The sequence below is a fragment of the Microcoleus sp. F4-D5 genome (genome assembly GCF_036704885.1).
Lineage (GTDB): Bacteria > Cyanobacteriota > Cyanobacteriia > Cyanobacteriales > Microcoleaceae > Microcoleus.
Window position 1 is genome coordinate 1 of sequence record NZ_JAUBSX010000117.1, and the last position, 16,471, is coordinate 16,471.

The 16,471-nt window shown below is 44.4% G+C and carries 18 protein-coding genes; 4 read left to right on the forward strand and 14 right to left on the reverse strand.

Annotation, left to right across the window (positions count from 1 at the left end):
* Positions 1-69 precede the first annotated feature (69 nt).
* The 5 genes from QUA80_RS31115 to QUA80_RS31135 all read right to left on the reverse strand — a co-directional run bounded on the left by QUA80_RS31115 (position 70) and on the right by QUA80_RS31135 (position 4,603).
* Complete coding sequence (locus QUA80_RS31115) at positions 70-1,155, reverse strand: AAA family ATPase (RefSeq protein ID WP_333428796.1); 1,086 nt, start codon at positions 1,153-1,155, stop codon at positions 70-72.
* 611 nt (positions 1,156-1,766) lie between these two features.
* Positions 1,767-2,186, reverse strand: coding sequence for a hypothetical protein (locus tag QUA80_RS31120; RefSeq protein ID WP_333428797.1), 420 nt, complete (start codon positions 2,184-2,186; stop codon positions 1,767-1,769).
* Between the two features lie 24 nt (positions 2,187-2,210).
* Positions 2,211-3,011: a hypothetical protein gene (locus QUA80_RS31125; RefSeq protein WP_333428798.1), complete on the reverse strand. Its 801-nt coding sequence runs from the start codon at positions 3,009-3,011 to the stop codon at positions 2,211-2,213.
* A 955-nt stretch (positions 3,012-3,966) separates the two neighbouring features.
* Positions 3,967-4,284 carry a helix-turn-helix domain-containing protein gene (locus QUA80_RS31130; protein ID WP_228056889.1) on the reverse strand — a complete coding sequence of 106 codons (318 nt, stop codon included), beginning with the start codon at positions 4,282-4,284 and terminating at the stop codon, positions 3,967-3,969.
* On the reverse strand, positions 4,253-4,603 hold the full coding sequence (locus tag QUA80_RS31135; protein ID WP_333428799.1) for a hypothetical protein: 351 nt from the start codon (positions 4,601-4,603) through the stop codon (positions 4,253-4,255). The genes QUA80_RS31130 and QUA80_RS31135 overlap by 32 nt, the downstream gene beginning before the upstream one ends.
* Positions 4,604-5,028: 425 nt before the next feature.
* Here QUA80_RS31135 and QUA80_RS31140 point away from each other — a divergent pair, with 425 nt between their 5' ends.
* Together QUA80_RS31140 and QUA80_RS31145 are read left to right on the forward strand one after the other, a co-directional pair.
* Positions 5,029-5,211, forward strand: a complete 183-nt coding sequence (locus tag QUA80_RS31140; RefSeq protein ID WP_333152394.1) for a hypothetical protein — start codon at positions 5,029-5,031, stop codon at positions 5,209-5,211.
* Positions 5,212-5,284: 73 nt separating this feature from the next.
* Positions 5,285-5,830 (forward strand): site-specific integrase, encoded by a 546-nt coding sequence (locus tag QUA80_RS31145; protein WP_333085761.1) that lies wholly within the window; start codon positions 5,285-5,287, stop codon positions 5,828-5,830.
* Positions 5,831-5,865: 35 nt separating this feature from the next.
* On the opposite strand, the gene dnaB is transcribed toward QUA80_RS31145, so the two are convergent.
* The 3 genes from dnaB to QUA80_RS31160 form a co-directional block, all read right to left on the reverse strand.
* Positions 5,866-7,221, reverse strand: a complete 1,356-nt coding sequence (gene dnaB / locus QUA80_RS31150) for a replicative DNA helicase (RefSeq protein WP_333428800.1) — start codon at positions 7,219-7,221, stop codon at positions 5,866-5,868.
* Positions 7,222-7,342: 121 nt separating this feature from the next.
* Positions 7,343-9,049, reverse strand: coding sequence for a hypothetical protein (locus tag QUA80_RS31155; RefSeq protein WP_333428801.1), 1,707 nt, complete (start codon positions 9,047-9,049; stop codon positions 7,343-7,345).
* Positions 9,050-10,208: 1,159 nt separating this feature from the next.
* Positions 10,209-10,352, reverse strand: coding sequence for a hypothetical protein (locus tag QUA80_RS31160; RefSeq protein WP_333428802.1), 144 nt, complete (start codon positions 10,350-10,352; stop codon positions 10,209-10,211).
* Between the two features lie 55 nt (positions 10,353-10,407).
* Here QUA80_RS31160 and QUA80_RS31165 point away from each other — a divergent pair, with 55 nt between their 5' ends.
* On the forward strand, positions 10,408-11,676 hold the full coding sequence (locus tag QUA80_RS31165) for a transposase (protein WP_333428803.1): 1,269 nt from the start codon (positions 10,408-10,410) through the stop codon (positions 11,674-11,676).
* A 53-nt stretch (positions 11,677-11,729) separates the two neighbouring features.
* Here the strand turns inward: QUA80_RS31165 and QUA80_RS31170 are convergent, their stop codons facing one another.
* The 3 genes from QUA80_RS31170 to QUA80_RS31180 all read right to left on the reverse strand — a co-directional run bounded on the left by QUA80_RS31170 (position 11,730) and on the right by QUA80_RS31180 (position 14,079).
* A complete protein-coding gene (locus tag QUA80_RS31170; RefSeq protein ID WP_333428804.1) occupies positions 11,730-13,073 on the reverse strand; it encodes a helix-turn-helix domain-containing protein in 1,344 nt (447 codons plus the stop codon).
* 63 nt (positions 13,074-13,136) lie between these two features.
* Positions 13,137-13,742: a Uma2 family endonuclease gene (locus QUA80_RS31175; protein WP_333428805.1), complete on the reverse strand. Its 606-nt coding sequence runs from the start codon at positions 13,740-13,742 to the stop codon at positions 13,137-13,139.
* A gap of 109 nt (positions 13,743-13,851) precedes the next feature.
* Positions 13,852-14,079: a hypothetical protein gene (locus tag QUA80_RS31180; RefSeq protein WP_333428806.1), complete on the reverse strand. Its 228-nt coding sequence runs from the start codon at positions 14,077-14,079 to the stop codon at positions 13,852-13,854.
* Positions 14,080-14,787: 708 nt separating this feature from the next.
* Here QUA80_RS31180 and QUA80_RS31185 point away from each other — a divergent pair.
* Entirely contained in the window at positions 14,788-15,072 is a 285-nt protein-coding gene (locus QUA80_RS31185; RefSeq protein ID WP_333411168.1) for a hypothetical protein, read from the forward strand.
* A 276-nt stretch (positions 15,073-15,348) separates the two neighbouring features.
* Here the strand turns inward: QUA80_RS31185 and QUA80_RS31190 are convergent, their stop codons facing one another.
* The 3 genes from QUA80_RS31190 to QUA80_RS31200 all read right to left on the reverse strand — a co-directional run bounded on the left by QUA80_RS31190 (position 15,349) and on the right by QUA80_RS31200 (position 16,379).
* Positions 15,349-15,660, reverse strand: coding sequence for an HIRAN domain-containing protein (locus tag QUA80_RS31190; RefSeq protein ID WP_333428807.1), 312 nt, complete (start codon positions 15,658-15,660; stop codon positions 15,349-15,351).
* Positions 15,650-16,099 (reverse strand): hypothetical protein, encoded by a 450-nt coding sequence (locus tag QUA80_RS31195; RefSeq protein ID WP_333428808.1) that lies wholly within the window; start codon positions 16,097-16,099, stop codon positions 15,650-15,652. Before QUA80_RS31195 ends, QUA80_RS31190 begins: the two co-directional genes overlap by 11 nt.
* 121 nt (positions 16,100-16,220) lie before the next feature.
* Positions 16,221-16,379, reverse strand: a complete 159-nt coding sequence (locus QUA80_RS31200; RefSeq protein ID WP_333428809.1) for a hypothetical protein — start codon at positions 16,377-16,379, stop codon at positions 16,221-16,223.
* Positions 16,380-16,471 lie beyond the last annotated feature (92 nt).

Sequence of the window (16,471 nt, forward strand, 5' to 3'; positions counted from 1 at the left end):
CTACAATAAACTACGCCAAAATTAGTCGCATATAACTGTAGCATATTTTGGGTTAAAGTTAAGATGCGTTTACCCTGCCTGGTAACGCTTATTTTCAGACTCGTGCAGGACAAAGATTTGCCGAAATAAACCGTCATCAGTCACAATTTTTAGCAGCCAAACTCGATAGCCTCCGTGCTGGTTAATCTCAACTTCCTTGACGGTAAATTCCGTTGAAGTCGGCAAAATTACGGTTTTGCCGTCAGGTGCCATGACGGGTTTTTTGGTAATTAGCCTTTCTCCCGGTACAAATCTGGGTGCAGCTTGACCGTAGACTTGTTCTCTGATAAGGTGATTGTAGTATCTGACTCGTTTGTTAGTCCAGCACAGAATTCTGAAACGATCGGGATTTTGACTAAATTCTAGATCGATCGTTTTGACAGCATATTGCAGCAGCGTTTCTGATTTAACTTTGAATGCACCGTTTGACTTGTCTCCTTTTTTGTATTTAGAGTGTGGCAAAAATATGTCTGCTTTGCTATTGACAAAAGAGCGGCATTCTGTTATGAAATCGAGCACAGGGCTTTCCCCTGCTTGCCTGACAACTTTGGTCAGTACAGCTTTATTGGTAATGCTGAAAGCAGGCGACTTTTTTTCTCCTACAGGATTGAGTTGAGCCGGGTCGCCCATTAAAATTAGCTTGCGGTGATTGAAGAATGTGCGTTCAAAATTGCGTTCTATCCATTTCCACAATTCGCTTCCAACCATCGAACATTCGTCGAGGAAGATGATATCGTAGAGGTGAAGGCTGCTGGAACTTGTCTGTGACAAGGCTTTTTCTTGTTCTTTTCTGACCATGCCTAATCCTAAAAGTTGGTGTATTGTCATAAAATCTACTCCGAAAATGCCTTGAGACGCTGCCATTTTTCTGAGGATGCCGACTGCTTTGTTAGTAGGTGCTGTGAGGGCAATGCGTTTGCTTTGACTCAAGAGTTCTTGGATAATTTGAAAGACTATGGTGGATTTTCCAGTTCCTGCGTAGCCGCACAGCAAGAAGAATGACTCGGTAGTGGTTAGAAAGGTTCTCAATTTGTCAAGGGCTTGCTGCTGTTGCGGTTTGAGCGTGAAGGGAAATTGTGTAAGTTTTTGGGGTTGTTCGAGTAAGGTTTGAATCATTAGTTAGCGTCCATTACTAATTTTATCAACCTCTGATTAAGCGTTAGCTTGACGGGGGAGTCTTTCAAGAGTAGGTTTTTTAGATTCCGGGCAAGGAAGAGAGGGAGAGAGGGAGAGGGGGAGAGGGAGAGGGGGAGAGAGGGAGAGGGGGAGAGAGGGAGAGGGGGAGAGAGCCATTCGCGAAAAAGCCCGGATTTCGACTTGTTATGCCTTTAAAACTTGCCTCTTGCTTGCCCTCAATTTCTGAATTGTAAAAAACCTACCCTTGAGAGGAGTGGGGAGTGGGGGAATGCGACGCTTATTAAGTAGTCCGATAATCGCTTTTAATCACTTTTAATGGTTATAAATTAGGGAATAATTTCACTGACTTTCTCCTAAATCCTGGCTAACTTAATTAGGACTTACGCAACAATTTTAGGGATGCGGGCGGCGATTCACTGGCAGGATAGCTCCGCTTCACACGGGGGATTGCGCCTACCAAACACCATATATTGAGGCTGTGCGTAAGTCTTGTTAATAAAAATAGTAGTACAAATGGCAAATTTTTCAGCTATTTGTTTCAGCAAAAAAAGACAGCGTTCATTCCCTAATCTCTACTTGCCAATCGCCATTTACCTCTGGGAGGGCATCCTTTCCAAGTCAAGTTCAGCAACTTTTCCCAGAGCTTCTAAACGCTTGTTTAATGTTTTATGGCGGGGACATTCTACAGCATACTCGTATTTAGCTCCTGTATGTTGAAGTTCAGAAATTTGGCAATCAATTAAGTTGCTAAGGTTGCCGACTAGCTTTTTGACAGGTATTAGCCACGCTTTAGCTAGTGCTTTAGTACGGAACCCAATCCAAGCTCTAAAGTAGGAGCCATCTTCGCTAATTTGATAAGCCACATTGGGCGATAATTTAACAAGGGGTTCGATGCGGGCTATGCTCAAACCTTTGAGTTCTGTCAAGCTGTAACTTTGGAGTTCTCCGCTGTTCCACTGGATTTGAAATGGACGTGGATTTTCAACGTTCAAGGTAATAACTGTCCCCATTCGTTGAACTCCTTCTCGGTGCTGTCAAATGCAATATCCCTCTCTAAATCCGTAGAAGCCTTGTTTTTTTGTTAGGTTTTCTAACTGCTGCTTCCAGGCTTCTTCCCAAGCTATGTTAAAGTCGAGAATTTCGTAATTTTCTTCGCTCAATTGTCGAGCCAGTTTTTCTTTCAATTGCTGTTTTTGGAGCGGCATAGCGAATTCTAAGAAGTTATCGGGCACTTCAAGAGCTAAATGCGTCTTAGCTCTGATTCTGAGTTCATTGACAGACAAAGAGCGAGCGGCTTTTAATTGCTGGGGTACAGGGATATCTATAGTACAACTTGTCGGGTAGCCTGGAAACAAGTTGATGGGAAAGAGATAAAATTGGTCGAGAGTAGAGATGAGAATGTCGTGTTCGCTCAGCGATTCTACTTTGAAAGGAGTTGCATTACTAAATTGTATCTGTTCGTCGGAATTAGCGAGTACGATAGTTGTGCAAGCTGGAAGTTCTCCCGCAGTATTTTTAGGGATAAACTGAGGCACTTGGGAGATTTTGAGGGCGCGGATTTCATCAAGGTTATAAGTCCAAGAAAATGAATCTTCGCCCCAACTTGCGTCCCAAGTAATTGTCACAATCTTTTCAGTTTTATTGAGAGAAGTAACAGTACCGTATTGGTTGCCTGTTTTAACGATATCGTTTAACTTGAAGGGATGTTCTTCGGCAGGTGCGGGAATGAGGAAAGGGAAAATTACTGCAACTACTTCTTGAATTTGAGAGGAGTGCTGGCTGGCTGATTCAAGAAAGGTTTTGTGGGGGTTTATAATAGACTTGTTAGGATTCATAATGGCAAGAATTTGGTGATCGCTTAACTTCTCCCGCTAGGGGGTAGCTTTTAATTTGGAGGTCTCCTTAACAAAGGATTCTTGCTCCAATTGCAGGAAATAAATTAGCTGTTGTTAGAGGGAGAAGCTGTTGCGCTCGCAAGCTATACTACTATTAGCCACATCTACGATCGCACAGCTATCAATCCGAGTATATTTACTCATACAATTGTAACTATCCGTACAAAGTATATTTACTCATACAATTGTAACTATCCGTACAAATGCGATAGCTCCTTTGCGTCAATCTAGACTATGATAACAAGTTGTAGTTAGTACACTTTAAAAAGTCGGCTACTGACAATTTATTGAGTTAACACCATTCAATTGATAAAAACTTCTCCCAGCTATCAGTAGGTTCTGTCGCTGGGAGAAATCGCTGGAAAGTCGGTTATTCAACTAACGCAGGTATCTCGATTAATTCTATTTCAAACCTTCGCTGCATTCGCCGTTATTCTTTAGGCACAGTAGGCTTTGGTTGGATGTCAAAAATAATCACAAATGTGCGCGTTTTAACTAATCGCTGCAAAACCCGTAGATGATCGTCTGCATCGTTTCTCTTACGAAATCGTGCCACAATAACACGCTGACAATTAGGAAGCAGGCTAATGATACACCACGGGTGCAATTTTTCAGAGTAGGTCATTTTAGTACCTCAGCATTAAAAGTAACAGATTGTGCTCTTGTTTCATTGCTTGCCAAGACAGTAATTGAATAATCTTGTCAAAGACAGGTCACGGTGACATTGATATTTGACGAGGTTTGTGCTAAGACAAGCTCAAATTATCTTTTGATGCTGAAAAAGCTTGGTGTATGGCAGCCACCTAAACTGTTGGAACAAGTCAGCAGTATATGCTTGTGATAACGCATACAGTCGTTGCCCTAAACAGTCTTTCCGGTATACGCGCCGCTACTATTAATCCAGGCTATTCTCTTCGCAAGGCGGACACAGGAAAGCCACCAATCCCTCTGGAATTTCCTCAAAATGCTCCAGCAGAAAATCCATTAAAGCCAAATGACGCAAATCGACAGCAGTAGGGAATCGGCGATTTTCCCCCTTTCTAAACCAACCCCGCACTGTAGAATCAGAACGAGAACAAATAAAAGCAATTTCCTCATAACTCACTCCCCACTTTGCATAAAACTGCCTCGGTGTCATTCGCAATTGGCATTCACTGTAAACTGCAATCAAATTGCGTTCTCTATCTGTCAAAGTCTGCTGCTTTTTTATCATCCTCAAACTTCTCCAAATCTTCCTCCCAGGCAGTATCAAACTGACACCACTTTGCACTCTTGGAATCAGGAGTAAGGCAAATGATGTAGCACCACATCCAACAACGCTGACGCTGTTCATAGTTGTAAAATTTGCCTATAACCATTCCTCTGTCACCTTCTTCGCCAACATCAGCCCAGCGCACCCTAAAGCCGCACTCAAAGCGCGGGGGATGAATTTTGGCAAAATTTGCAGGCAACTCAGTTGAAGGTGGTATATCCTTCAACTGTTTTAGTGGCAGGGCCGAAATCAAATCTCGCTTTCCTTTTGAGATTGACATGAGTTCTCAACTTTGCATCGACTGCAACAGATTTGTTTTGATAGGTTTTTAGGTCAATTTCTTGATAAAGAAATTGCAGCGCGATATTTCCTTAAATCAATCAATTGGAATCTATATTTGACGAACTATTCTCAAAGCCCAACTCTGGCTAGGCTATCAATTTTTTGAGATACCGCCCAATCGCGTTGATGTCAAGTCCGGTTGCAGCAGACTGGTATAGTAAAGGTGTAGTTGCTTTCGTCAGCGAGGTGCGACGATCGACAAACGTCTCCAAATCGAACCACACCGGGAAGTAGAATAACTATTGGAGAATATTGATGACTTGTTCTTCAGAATATAACCAGCCAGCAAAAAAGGTTGCAGGTAGAATCAAACAATAGTATAATTAGATGATTTACTAATAATTTTCTTGGTGGCGCGGTGTTATGACAGCCCTTGAACCTGTTACCTTCAGAGACCTCATAGACGCGATCGCTACCTTGCCGATTATCAACTTTCCCGAGAATTCGAGTCAGTTGAATAGCAATAAGCGGGACGTGAGTTGCAACAAGCGCCTCCGATTGCCCAGAAAGCGATTAAGCCGGATTTGGTTGGCCATCAAAGAATAGAAGCCAGTTAGCCTACTTGACGTAAGATCCCTTTCGTCCAATAATGAAGGAATTTACCCGTGGAGGCTGCGCCGTGAAGGTTCAAGGGAATGGGCGCGCTAAGATTTTGACGCCCGCAGAAATTGACCGACTGTTTGACCGGGGTTTTATTACAGCAAGGGACAGGCTTTTGTTTGCTGTAACTTTTTACTGCGCCTGCCGCATTTCAGAGGCGTTAGCTTTAACAACTCACGACATTGTTGGGGGGTCAGTCACGTTGCGGAAAGCGACGACAAAGGGGAAATCAGCAACGCGAACGCTGCCGCTCCATCCTATGCTGGCTAAGTATTTAAAGGCTTACAATCCAGATGTGGGTTTTTTGTTTCCGGGGCGAGACAATACGAAGCCTTTGACTCGCGCCGCATCGGATGTGATTTTTAAAGAAGCTTGCAAGCGGGTAAGAATTAAGGGAGCTTCAACGCATTCCATGAGGCGGACAGCACTCACGAACTTGAGCAATGCTGGGGTGCCGCTGCGGGTGATTATGGAGATTTCGGGACACAAAAATTTGTCGAGTCTCCAGCGCTATTTGGAGGTACAGCCGGAACAGCTTGTCAAGGCGATCGGGCTCTTGAAGTAAGGCGACAGAGCTCAATACTTTCCTGTCCTTTAATATTACGGCAGTTTATAGATATTCCGAAACCGACAGCATTCAGCATCAAACAGCAACTTAACCGTTCCCGTTCCGCTATTGCGGCCTTTCAATCCAATAATTTCAGCCATTCCCCGATCGGGAGAATCAGGATTGTAATAATCGTCCCTGTAAACTCCAAGCACAACATCCGCATCCTGTTCAATCCCACCAGAGCCACGCAAATCCGATAAACTTGGACGTTTATTTGTGCGAGTCTCTACCCCCCGATTGAGCTGGGAAAGCAGCACAACTGGCGTGTCAACCTCGCGAGCCAAAATCTTCATCTGCCGCGTAATTTCGCTGATTTTATTGACAAAATTTTCATCTGCTGAATTCACCATCAATTGCAGGTAATCAACAATTACCAAACCCAAGGGGCCGCGCTCGCAAACAAACTCCCTAACTCTCGAACGAATCTCTAGGGGAGACGGTTCCAAACTTTCGTCTATCCAAAAATCAGCATCGCTAACTTTCCCCAAAGCCGAAGCTAGCACTTCGTACTTACCAGCTAGGTTAACTTGCCTGATATCTTTCACCGACACCCCACTCTCAAGTGCCATTAGCCGCGCTGCCAAGTCCCGACCCGGCATTTCCATCGAAAACATCAAAACCCGACCGTTCCTGGGAAGGGAAGCAATGTTGTACCCAAGCGCGCAAGCCAAAGCTGTTTTGCCGCTGCCGGGGCGACCTCCTATGACAATCAATTCGCCTCGGTAAAATCCCCCTCCCAAGAGGTCGTCGAGGTCGTAAAACCCCGTGCTGATTCCAGGACAGTAGTTAGCAGTCTCCAAGCGCTGTTCCTCAATTTCATCTAGATATCGCCAAAGTTCGTGGCAGTATTCCGAAAGAGGCCGAATAGCTTTCTGTCGCTCTTCTCTGTACTTATTGAGGACAAAAATCTTTTGCTCGGCTTCATTTAGTATGGCATCCAATTCGGTGGAAGTTTCGTAGCCAAGCTGCACCAGGTCATTACCAATTTTGATGAGTTCGCGCCGGACAAACTTGTCCACAACTAGCAAGGCATATTGGTCGATGTTGACGGCTGAAACAGTTCGGTCTACCAGCATTACCAGTTTAGTTTGACCCCCTACTACTTCCAGCAGGTTGTGGTCGTCGAGAAAAGTGGTGACGTTCATCAAGTCTGTGGGCTGCTCTTTAGAGTGCAACGCTAAAGCGGCCCGATAAATGTGTTGGTGGACTGTAATTGCTAACGCTTCGGGACGCAGAATATTTGCGACTCGGTTAATGGCGATTGGATCGATCAGAATTCCGCCTAAAATTGCTTCCTCTGCATCAATGTTAGTCGGAATAATTTTGTCAACAAAACTGACTCCCATACCTGGTACTCTCCTTTGAGATTGTTGTTACTTGAACTGTGTTGTTAGTTGCCTACAGAATTGGAAACTGTCTTGTCTACAGGAATTGAATAATCAGTGTTTTCACAGCTAGGTCTCATAGCTAAGTAGTAGACAATTTGTTCAAAATTTGTTTGAGTTGCTGAGGAAATCGATGCATCCACTGCAAGTAAATTTGCTGCTGAATACCTAGCGCTGCAAAAGCTTCTTTGCCTAGTTGCTGGAACTGTTCGCATAACGTTCGGTGAGTTTCTAATGGCATATAATGAGGGTCAATATAATCCTCAGTTATTCTTGTTGCCTGGGCAGAAGGAGAATCTTTTGGAGTTGGAGAAGAGCCTGTTGAAGCTGGAGACGAAACAACATTTGTTGGGTTCGAGTTTTGAAAACCGTTAGTTTTTTCCCACCAGCGACCGCGCAAACAATCAACGACCCACCCTGAAGGGTTGGATATTTGCTTTGTTTGGCTTCGGACTTGCAGCAAGTTTATGGCGGCTTGGATTTCGTTTAAGCTGTGCTGGAGTACACAAATTTTTAATTCGGGATTCATGCCTCCTGTGGCTCGCGTAACGGCTTCGACTATTTCAGTTGCATCGGGATTGGCAATTGCAACCACTTCGATAATTTCACTTGTCTCGGAATTGGCAATTGGAACAGCTTCGACAATTTCAGTTGTCTCGGAATTGGCAATTGGAACAGCTTCGACAATTTCATTCGCATCGGGGTTGGCAATTACAACCGCTTCGATAATCTCAGTTGCATCAGCATTAGTAATAATTGGAACGGCTTTGACAATCTCAGTTGTCTCGGAATTGGCAATTGGAACAGCTTTGAGAATCTCAGTCGCATCAGGATTAGTAATTGGAACAGCCTCGACAGTTTCAGTCGCATCGGGGTTGGCAATTGCAACCGCTTCGACAATTTCAGGAACTTGGGGAGTAACGGGCGAAGATATTTCAGGACTTAACGGGACAGCTTTATTGGTAGGTATTGGTGATTTGGCGGCAGAGATTGTTGGATTGTCGAGGCTGTTGAGTTCTGTCAGCAGTTTTTGGGGGGGTTTAGAGGTCAAACCTCTTTGTTCTGAAGTGCAAGGCATTGCCACATCGACTGCCTGACTGTTATCTGAATTAATTCTCAGATATTCAGCGGTTGGGGCGGAACATTTATTTTCACTAGGGGTTTTTAGTTCTTGTTCTGAATTTTTATTTAATTCAGTGCTTTTAGATTTGATCCCAGTTACAAGCTGTGGTTTTTTATCTGGGGATGTTAAATTTTCTTCCTCTTTAGAAAAACTAAAAAAAACAGCAGCAACATTTTCAGTGCTTTGCTGTTCTTTTTTATCCTCTGTAAAGAGTACGGCACCATCTGGGTTTGAACCCCCTGTTTGCTCAATTTTTGGCTGGTTCAGTCGATTTTTTGACTGCTTGCTCAGTTTTTGGAATTTTGAATTGGTGTGAGTGAATGGGCGAACGTCGCCCAGGTGCTGCACTGCTATGCGGAAAATGCCGCACCCGTAGTTTTTGAGAATTTTGACCAAGCCGAGTTTTTCGAGCTGTCTGAGGGCTGCCCGCCTGGTGTTGGGGCTGTAGGGCTTGCCGTTTCGGACTCTTGTGGTTCGTTTTTCGCCCAAGGGGATGCAATTGATGTCGATTTCCTCTGGTTTGCCACCGATGCAGGTTCTGTACAGGTAAAGGGCGAGTTTGAGGGCGCTGGGGGTAGCGCCTTCTAGTATGTCGGCTAGGGCTTCGTAAACTGCGGCGTGTCGGGCGAATGGCGGTTTGTGCCAGGTAGTTGTATCTGCAACCATTTTTTGTTCCGGGGTAAAAATGAGCGTAAATGTCCCTTCATGCGACTGTGACAGCCGCAAGGTTTGCCAGAGGGGTTGTTGTGAATTTGACCGCGGGCTATTGAGCGCGAATGCAGCGCTCGCTGCACTCAACAGGATTTCGGGTTGGCTTCAACAACCAGGTGTGGTAGTAGTTCCGCCGGAACTCGATTCATAGCGCCGTCGCTTGAACTATCGGCAAACTTTAGCGAAGCGGTTTTAAGGTCTTGTACTTTTGCGATCGCTTTTTTGTAGCGATGCAGTTGTCCTAAATCCAGCAGTGTTGAGACTGACCGCCCCGCTAAAAGATGAGAAAGGGTGCGCGACTATTTTTTCAATCCTGCCAGACCAGCCGATACGGGATTTGGTGGCGAATCAGTCTAATAAGACTGATCAGAGTTGTTCTAAAAGCTGAAAACTTTACGTGGTAAGAGTTTCAAAAATGACTTGTCGCGGCATTCTAGAGGTTTTGTCGCGGCATTCTAGAGGTTTTGTCGCGGCATTCTAGAGGTTTTGTTCTAACGGTCAAACTTGTATGGGGTATGGATTTGAGAGCGATTTTAAATACCTATTTTTTTTAGAACAAGTTTCAGAACAGTCGGAGCATCTTTTGCCGAAAAAAAAACCAGCCGGGAAAGGTGGGTTTGTAGGGTCGCTTTGGTGAGAGTTATGTCCTGGACACACGGGTGGTCATCACCTAGCCCTGTCTGGCGTGTTAAATCAGAACCGGAGAAAAAGGATAAAACCGCTATTTCACGTTCGGGTTTTTGAGACTTCGATCAAAAAAAATTGTTTTTCGGAACTTGGACTCACAATCAAAACGCTGAAACTTAGTAACCTCGTTCCTCACGCCAGACAGGGCTAGTGGTCATCACCTGAGTTTGATGGACGAGAATACAGAGGCTACAGCCCTTGAACCGGGGAAAAAACTAAGGTGATGGCGATGTTAGTCAAGCTCTGCTTGCTGTCGCTGTTTGAGCGTAGAATCCCCGTCTCTTGACTAGCGGGGAGTATGTCAAATTAGGACTAAGGCTAAGCATCATCAGGATAGAGGCTCTTCAGGGGGGGTTGCCCCTACTTTCACCGAAGAGCGAGACTGAAGCCCCTGGCTTGAGACACGGGGAGGAAGTCGGCAGCGGTTTCAACCGCCTTCAATATTCTCTTCTTTAATCATAGGTTTGATGACTGCCGACCGACTACATCCCCAGTTGGTAGCAGCAATTTTAACTAATTTTCCCAATTCTAGAGCGTTAAAATACGCTGGCATTGATTGTTTTGTCGGCATACTTTAATTGTAAATGAAGCATACTATGCTAGTATGAACCAAGGAGGAAAATAGAATGTATGGATGCCAGCAAAACCTAATTAGTCCAGACAAAGACTTGAAAGCAGTCTTAGAATTCTTGTGCACTGAAGCCTCCAAGTTGATTAATTGTGGGGTTTACTATTCTCGACAACTATTCTTCAAAACAGGAACGATACCGAGTAGAGCCAATCTGCATAAAGTCTTAGGCACGGAAAATCAGAACATTCATTATAAGGCTTTTTATTCTGATACCGCGCAACAAATTCTAACAACGGTAGCTGAATCGTTCAAATCCTACTTGGGATTACTAACCGGAATCAAAGAAGGAACCGTAACACAGCACCCTAAACTGCCTGGATACAGACAAGGTGGATTAGCGCTTGTTACTTTTACGGGTAGGTCGGTCAAACTCAAAGATGGGATGTTGCGATTCCCTCTAGGGAAAAAAGTTAAAGCTTGGTTCGGAATGGATTCGTTTTACCTGACCATGCCATCCAACTTAGAACATTCTTCTATTCGGGAATACAGGATACTTCCCAGAAATGGATGTTTTTATCTGGAAGTGATTTATCAGAAAGAAGTTATCCAATCTAACGTAAATCCTGGAGCGGCGCTGATGATCGACCACGGGATGGATAACTGGATAACTTGCGTTAGTAATGTTGGTACTTCGTTCATCGTAGACGGGAGACATCTCAAATCTATCAACCAAGGTTACAACAAACGAGTTGCAACCTTGATGTCGGGGAAAAGTAACGGTTTCTGGTCTAAAAGGTTAGAACGTTTGACCGAAAACAGGAACCGAACCATGCGGGATGCAGTCAATAAAGCTGCTCGCAAAGTTGTTAACCACTGTCTAGCTAACAAGATTGGCACAGTTGTTTTTGGGTGGAATAAGGGTCAGAAAGATTCGCTAAATCTGGGTGCAAAAACTAATCAAAAATTCGTCCAATTCCCCACAAGCCGGCTCAAAGATAGAATCTCTCAATTGTGCCAACAATACGGAATTAAATTTGTTGAGACGGAAGAATCGTACACATCTAAATCTTCTTTTGTCGATCTTGATGAACTACCTACATTCGGCGCAAAACCCGAAGGGTGGAAATCGAGCGGTGCGAGGATAAAACGTGGATTGTATCGCACAGCGAAAGAATGGCTGATCAATGCAGACTGTAATGGGTGTGCAAATATTGGTAGAAAAGTAGCAACAATACTTGGACTCGATCTAAGTGGAGTTGGTAGAGGTGAATTGTCAGCACCTGTAAGACTTAAATTATGGTCTTGTGAATCCCCTCGCCTTTAGGCATGGGGAGATGTCAAACCGTATATTGAGGCTGTGCGTAAGTCCTAAATATGTCAATCTGAAATGCTTAACAGATGCCAGATTTGGGATTCCAGTTCTGGTGCTGGGATTCGCTCCCCACGTTCCAACATGGATACATAACGCTGCGACACCCCTAGCCAGCCAGCCAATTGTGCTTGACTCCAACCTTTGGCTGTTCTTGCTTCTTTTATCTCATTGCTTGTCAGTTTAGGTTTGAGAACTTGTTTCAGGCGGGGTTGAACCTGTTTGAGTTCAGCTTTGGTTGCCAGGAGTTGGGGGATAGGTGCTGGCGGATGGATGGTAATTTTGGCTGCCAATAGTGTGTCAAAGTATCCTCGTTTTTTTCGATACTTGCTACCGGGTCTCAGCCATTCTGGGTAGGTCTCTTGGTCAAACTCGATTTGAAACGCTCGCTGGAGTTTCAACAGCACTTCCAGGGTGTGATTCCAGCTATTCATCAGCGTGTAAGCTTTTCTACGGTCAGACCGGGCTATATCGATTACCGTTTGGGATAGGAGCGCTTTTAGAAGGGTTTCCACTTTGTAACTGCCACTGGTGTGAAATCGGCTTTCCATCGTCAGATGAAGTGCTAAGCGCAAAGCCAGTTCATCATGGTAGGCATCGATTTTGAGAATCTCCTGGGCTAAATAGCCAAACTGATACAAGGCTTCTTTGGCGAAGTAACCTGCTTTGTTCAAGAAGGCATGAGTCCAGAGCCCCGGTTGGACTGTGATGTAGACTTCATCAGGCTGCTCTATTTTGCCCTCCAGATTCTGCTGACCTGTTAACTGAATTTGAATATTCCACATTCGCGAGGTGTCAACGCTGGCTCTAATTCCACCTTTTTTGTGTTTGCCTTCAACCCATGTGGCTTTGATTGCTAGGCAACCTAGAGCATATGCAGTTTTAGCTAGTTCATTCAGTTTTTTAGACGCGGGCAAGTCTGTGCGTTTGTCCCAGCCCATTTCCTTGATTAAGTCACTGCCTTCGAGAGTGAATAAGCTTTCCCACGGCTCTTCTTGTCTCATAATATGAGCGGCAAAAATCAGGTGTAACTTGGCAGCGGTCAGCCCAAACTTGTCAATAATTTGCATGGCCTCGTCTAAGGGCAGCAGCGTGATGTCGCCGGGGTTGGCGATGTAGTGCTCGATGATGTTGTTGGGGTTGCCCTTGGCTCGGTGTTGGAAGTAGCCGACACCTGAAGGGTATTGCTGCCACAAGTCTGTTCTCAGTTGTGCGTGGAGACTGGATACCATAGGAGGGGGTGTCGCGACAGGGGCGATCGGTCTATTATGGTAAAGACGAGGTTCTGTAATGGGTTTGTGTGGGGTATCTCTAACTTCAGCCAGACTTTCTGAGCTGGTGCTGTCACTCATAGTTTTAGTCAATAGTTAGAACCTAGTATTTTAATCACTTAATTTTTAATAAATTCGAGAATTTTAAGTCGGCATAATGTCGTCAAGTTGCAATTGTAAATTGGGAAATAGGTAAGAATAAATCGGCTCTCCCAAGCGATATTGTTGCTGCTGGTAAACTCCATCAACCAACTGGCAGACCGTGAAAGTAGGTTGCTTGGGATTGCCGATAAATTGTAAACCCCCCAAGCCTCGAAAGTCCACAATCCAATATTCTGCAATCTTCAAAAAAGCGTATTCTTCCACTTTTCTTGCATAATCATCTTGCCAATTAGTGCTGACAACTTCGGCAACAAGCTTAATTGTACTATCTTTACAAATCACTGGTTCTTTTTGCCAAAGGGGTTCACTACCAAGTTCTGCTTTATCTAAAACAACTACATCAGGACGCAGCGCTGTGGCCTCAGCGTATAGGGGTTTTATTAAACAATTTTTTGGAACCAACCAATTGAAATTACCACGAAAAATTTCTACGTAAATTCTACCAGCAATACTACCTGCAACCGCTTCGTGAGGACCAGTAGGTTCCATGTCTCTGAGTTCTCCATCAATGAGTTCATATCGTGTATTATCCCCATATAGGGCAATAAACTCCTCAAAGCTAAGTAGTTTGGATGGGGTGTATGTCATAGGTTATTTTTTAATAGGAGGTAGCTTAATTAGAAGTTTTGTGGAGTAGGGAGTAGAGTTCTGTTAAGTTTATTATACTCGCTCGATTGCATCACCGCCTTCGAGCTTGTCAAACTAATGGAGGCGGATTGCGATCTGATAAATCGCCTCGTGCCGATTCCATAGAACCATCCATTATATTCCAATCAATGTCATCATCGGGGAACAGCGATAATTGTCCGGGCGAGACGTTGGATTGCCCGCGGTTGTGATAAGAAAGGTGACACGCAGTACAAAGGGCTATTAAGTTTTCTGGACGGTTGTCCTCCGGTATCCGGTTGCGGTGGTGCACTGTCAAAGTTAGGGAACATCGTTCGGACTTGGTTAAGCCACTTTTCTTACCGGGTCGGAGGCATTGTTGGTTGCATTTAGTACAGCGCCAGAGCGCACTTTCTTTCACGGAGAGCGCAATAAGAGTGCCAATTGTCGGGATACCTCTTGGGTTTTGTCATAGCTCATTTCTCACTCTTGCGGCGCTCGCTTTTGTTGCCATCACTCAGAAGCCATCAAGTCAAAGAGTGCTGTAAATTCGCTCAATATTCCATATCTCTTAACGCCTTCCTCACTATTATTCCACTTTTAGTATAAGAGAGCTCGGATGAGTGGTACGAATACTCTTCCTCAAGCTTTAAGATTGATGGCTAACCAACTTGAAAATATCAGTGAGTTGCTTTTCGGTTTTTCTAACCGAGATCAACCAGTTAAATCCTTCACGTAGCATCAACAAATAGCCCAATCAGCTTAGTTTATTTTTTCGAGAATTAATCCACCCTGCCATCCCTCAAAGAATATGCCTGGAAAAATCCTCAAGCTACACCCCCAATTACAGCAGAAAACAATTTTGATCAGCTTTTAGATAAAATCAAAACTAGAACCGCCCTTTATCTCGGCAAGCGTTCTATCTTTAGTCTGCAAGCTTTTTTAGATGGTTACACTTTAGCCTGTCGCCAACTCGGAATTCCTGTTACTGAACAGGAACAAGAATTTGCAGAATTTCAAGACTGGATTGAAAAACAATTTAACCAGCCATCTACCAAGTCTTGGGCGCGAATTATCCTTTTGTATTCAGAAGATGAATCCCAAGCGCTTGATACATTTTTTCAGCTCTTTGAAAATTTTTTACAGCGCGAATCCTCGCTTGATGCCGACACAATCTCTCGCCACCAGCAGCCCAGAAAATGGTAATAAAAAGCAGCTAAATTCAATGCTTGAAAACTTATCCGAAGAAGCGCTTGCCCAACTTCGTGAAGAAGCCGAATCTTTGCACCAACAAGAAAAAAGCCCAGTATAGAACCGCTTTGAGATCTTGAGGGCGATCGCTCGCAAGCAGTTGATCGGCTTTTAGCAGTCGGGCTCTCTCGGATCTTTGGTGCAGAATGTAGCAATTGATACTAAATTGCTATAAGTCCCCACTTCAGTAGCACTCCGGTGAGACCGGATTGGGGAAGAAAGCGCCGATCGAGCAAGCCGGATTGCGAAAAGGCTCCTGAGCGACTTGCGGTGATGAATGTTTGGCTCAACTTTGCCAAGAGGAGTCTAACTCGAAGTTGCAAGGGTTTTCCAGTACCTAAGAGCTGCTGAGCGGCTGATATTCATGACTTGAAAATGGGCGGAAGTCATTATAGCATTGAGTAGTTATATTACACAGCAGGCGAAACTGAAACGGTGTTGGCGGTTGATTTACTCGCTCTACACGCACTTCTACAAAACTAGGATTCCTCAAGAGAAGTTCAAAAATCTCACTCTTCAAATATCGCGGACAATACCCGACAATGTAGTGGTCTTCTGTATTTAAAGTCAAGGCTTTAGAATCATAATGATTTTGAAATTCGTGAGCTAACCACAACTTTTCTCCTGTCTCTAAGCGGTTAATTCGCACGGGTTGCACCCTGTGGCAAATACCGCAGTCCGTGCAAGAAAAAGTGAAGGCGATACCGCCCTTCTGAATCTGGCTCAGGAATGGGAAAAACAGTTAGAGTATCTGTTTCTCGCCGCCCACCGCTGCGGGCTAACATGGCAATTGGATCGCTTTCATGTTGAGTCAGATTTAGCCAGTGAAAAAAACTTGAGTAATCGGGGCGACTTTTCGGCATCAACCGATTAGCAAATACGGGAAATAAGTAGGTTGATGTATATACTTCACCTAAGCGCGGAAACGAGGGCAAGGGTTCAAAACCGCACTTCTGTTGAGCTTCTAAAACGCCTTGCGTGTAGGTAAATTGGTAGCTGGTTCCGTCAAATGTTAGCCTGCCAATGGGAAACCAGGAACGGCTGTTTGGATCTTGCCAAGCCAAAAAAAGCGTTGAGTGTGTTTTCACGGTAGCGTTTTCCTCAAGTTAAGCAGTCTGTGTTGATTGAATTCAATAATTTTTTGGGCAAACTCGGCTGCAATCGGTGAGATACGAGTGTTAGGAATTCGATGAAAAATATCCACTATACTCACCTTTGAGATACTTTCAAGTCGCTCAAGCCATATATGCGCTGCATTCGGAAATCGACGTGCAGCGGAGTCAAATACATCAATTGCTTTGAGAGGCTTTTTATCATCAACGCTGCCATAAAACGCCGTACCCGCAAGGCACAGTGTAGGTAGTTCATGTAGCTTTACTTTAAATTGGACTTTGGACAAAAGCAAATTGGCTTCGCGAGTCTTTGACGCGAAGTAATACGTATCGATTATGAATAATTAG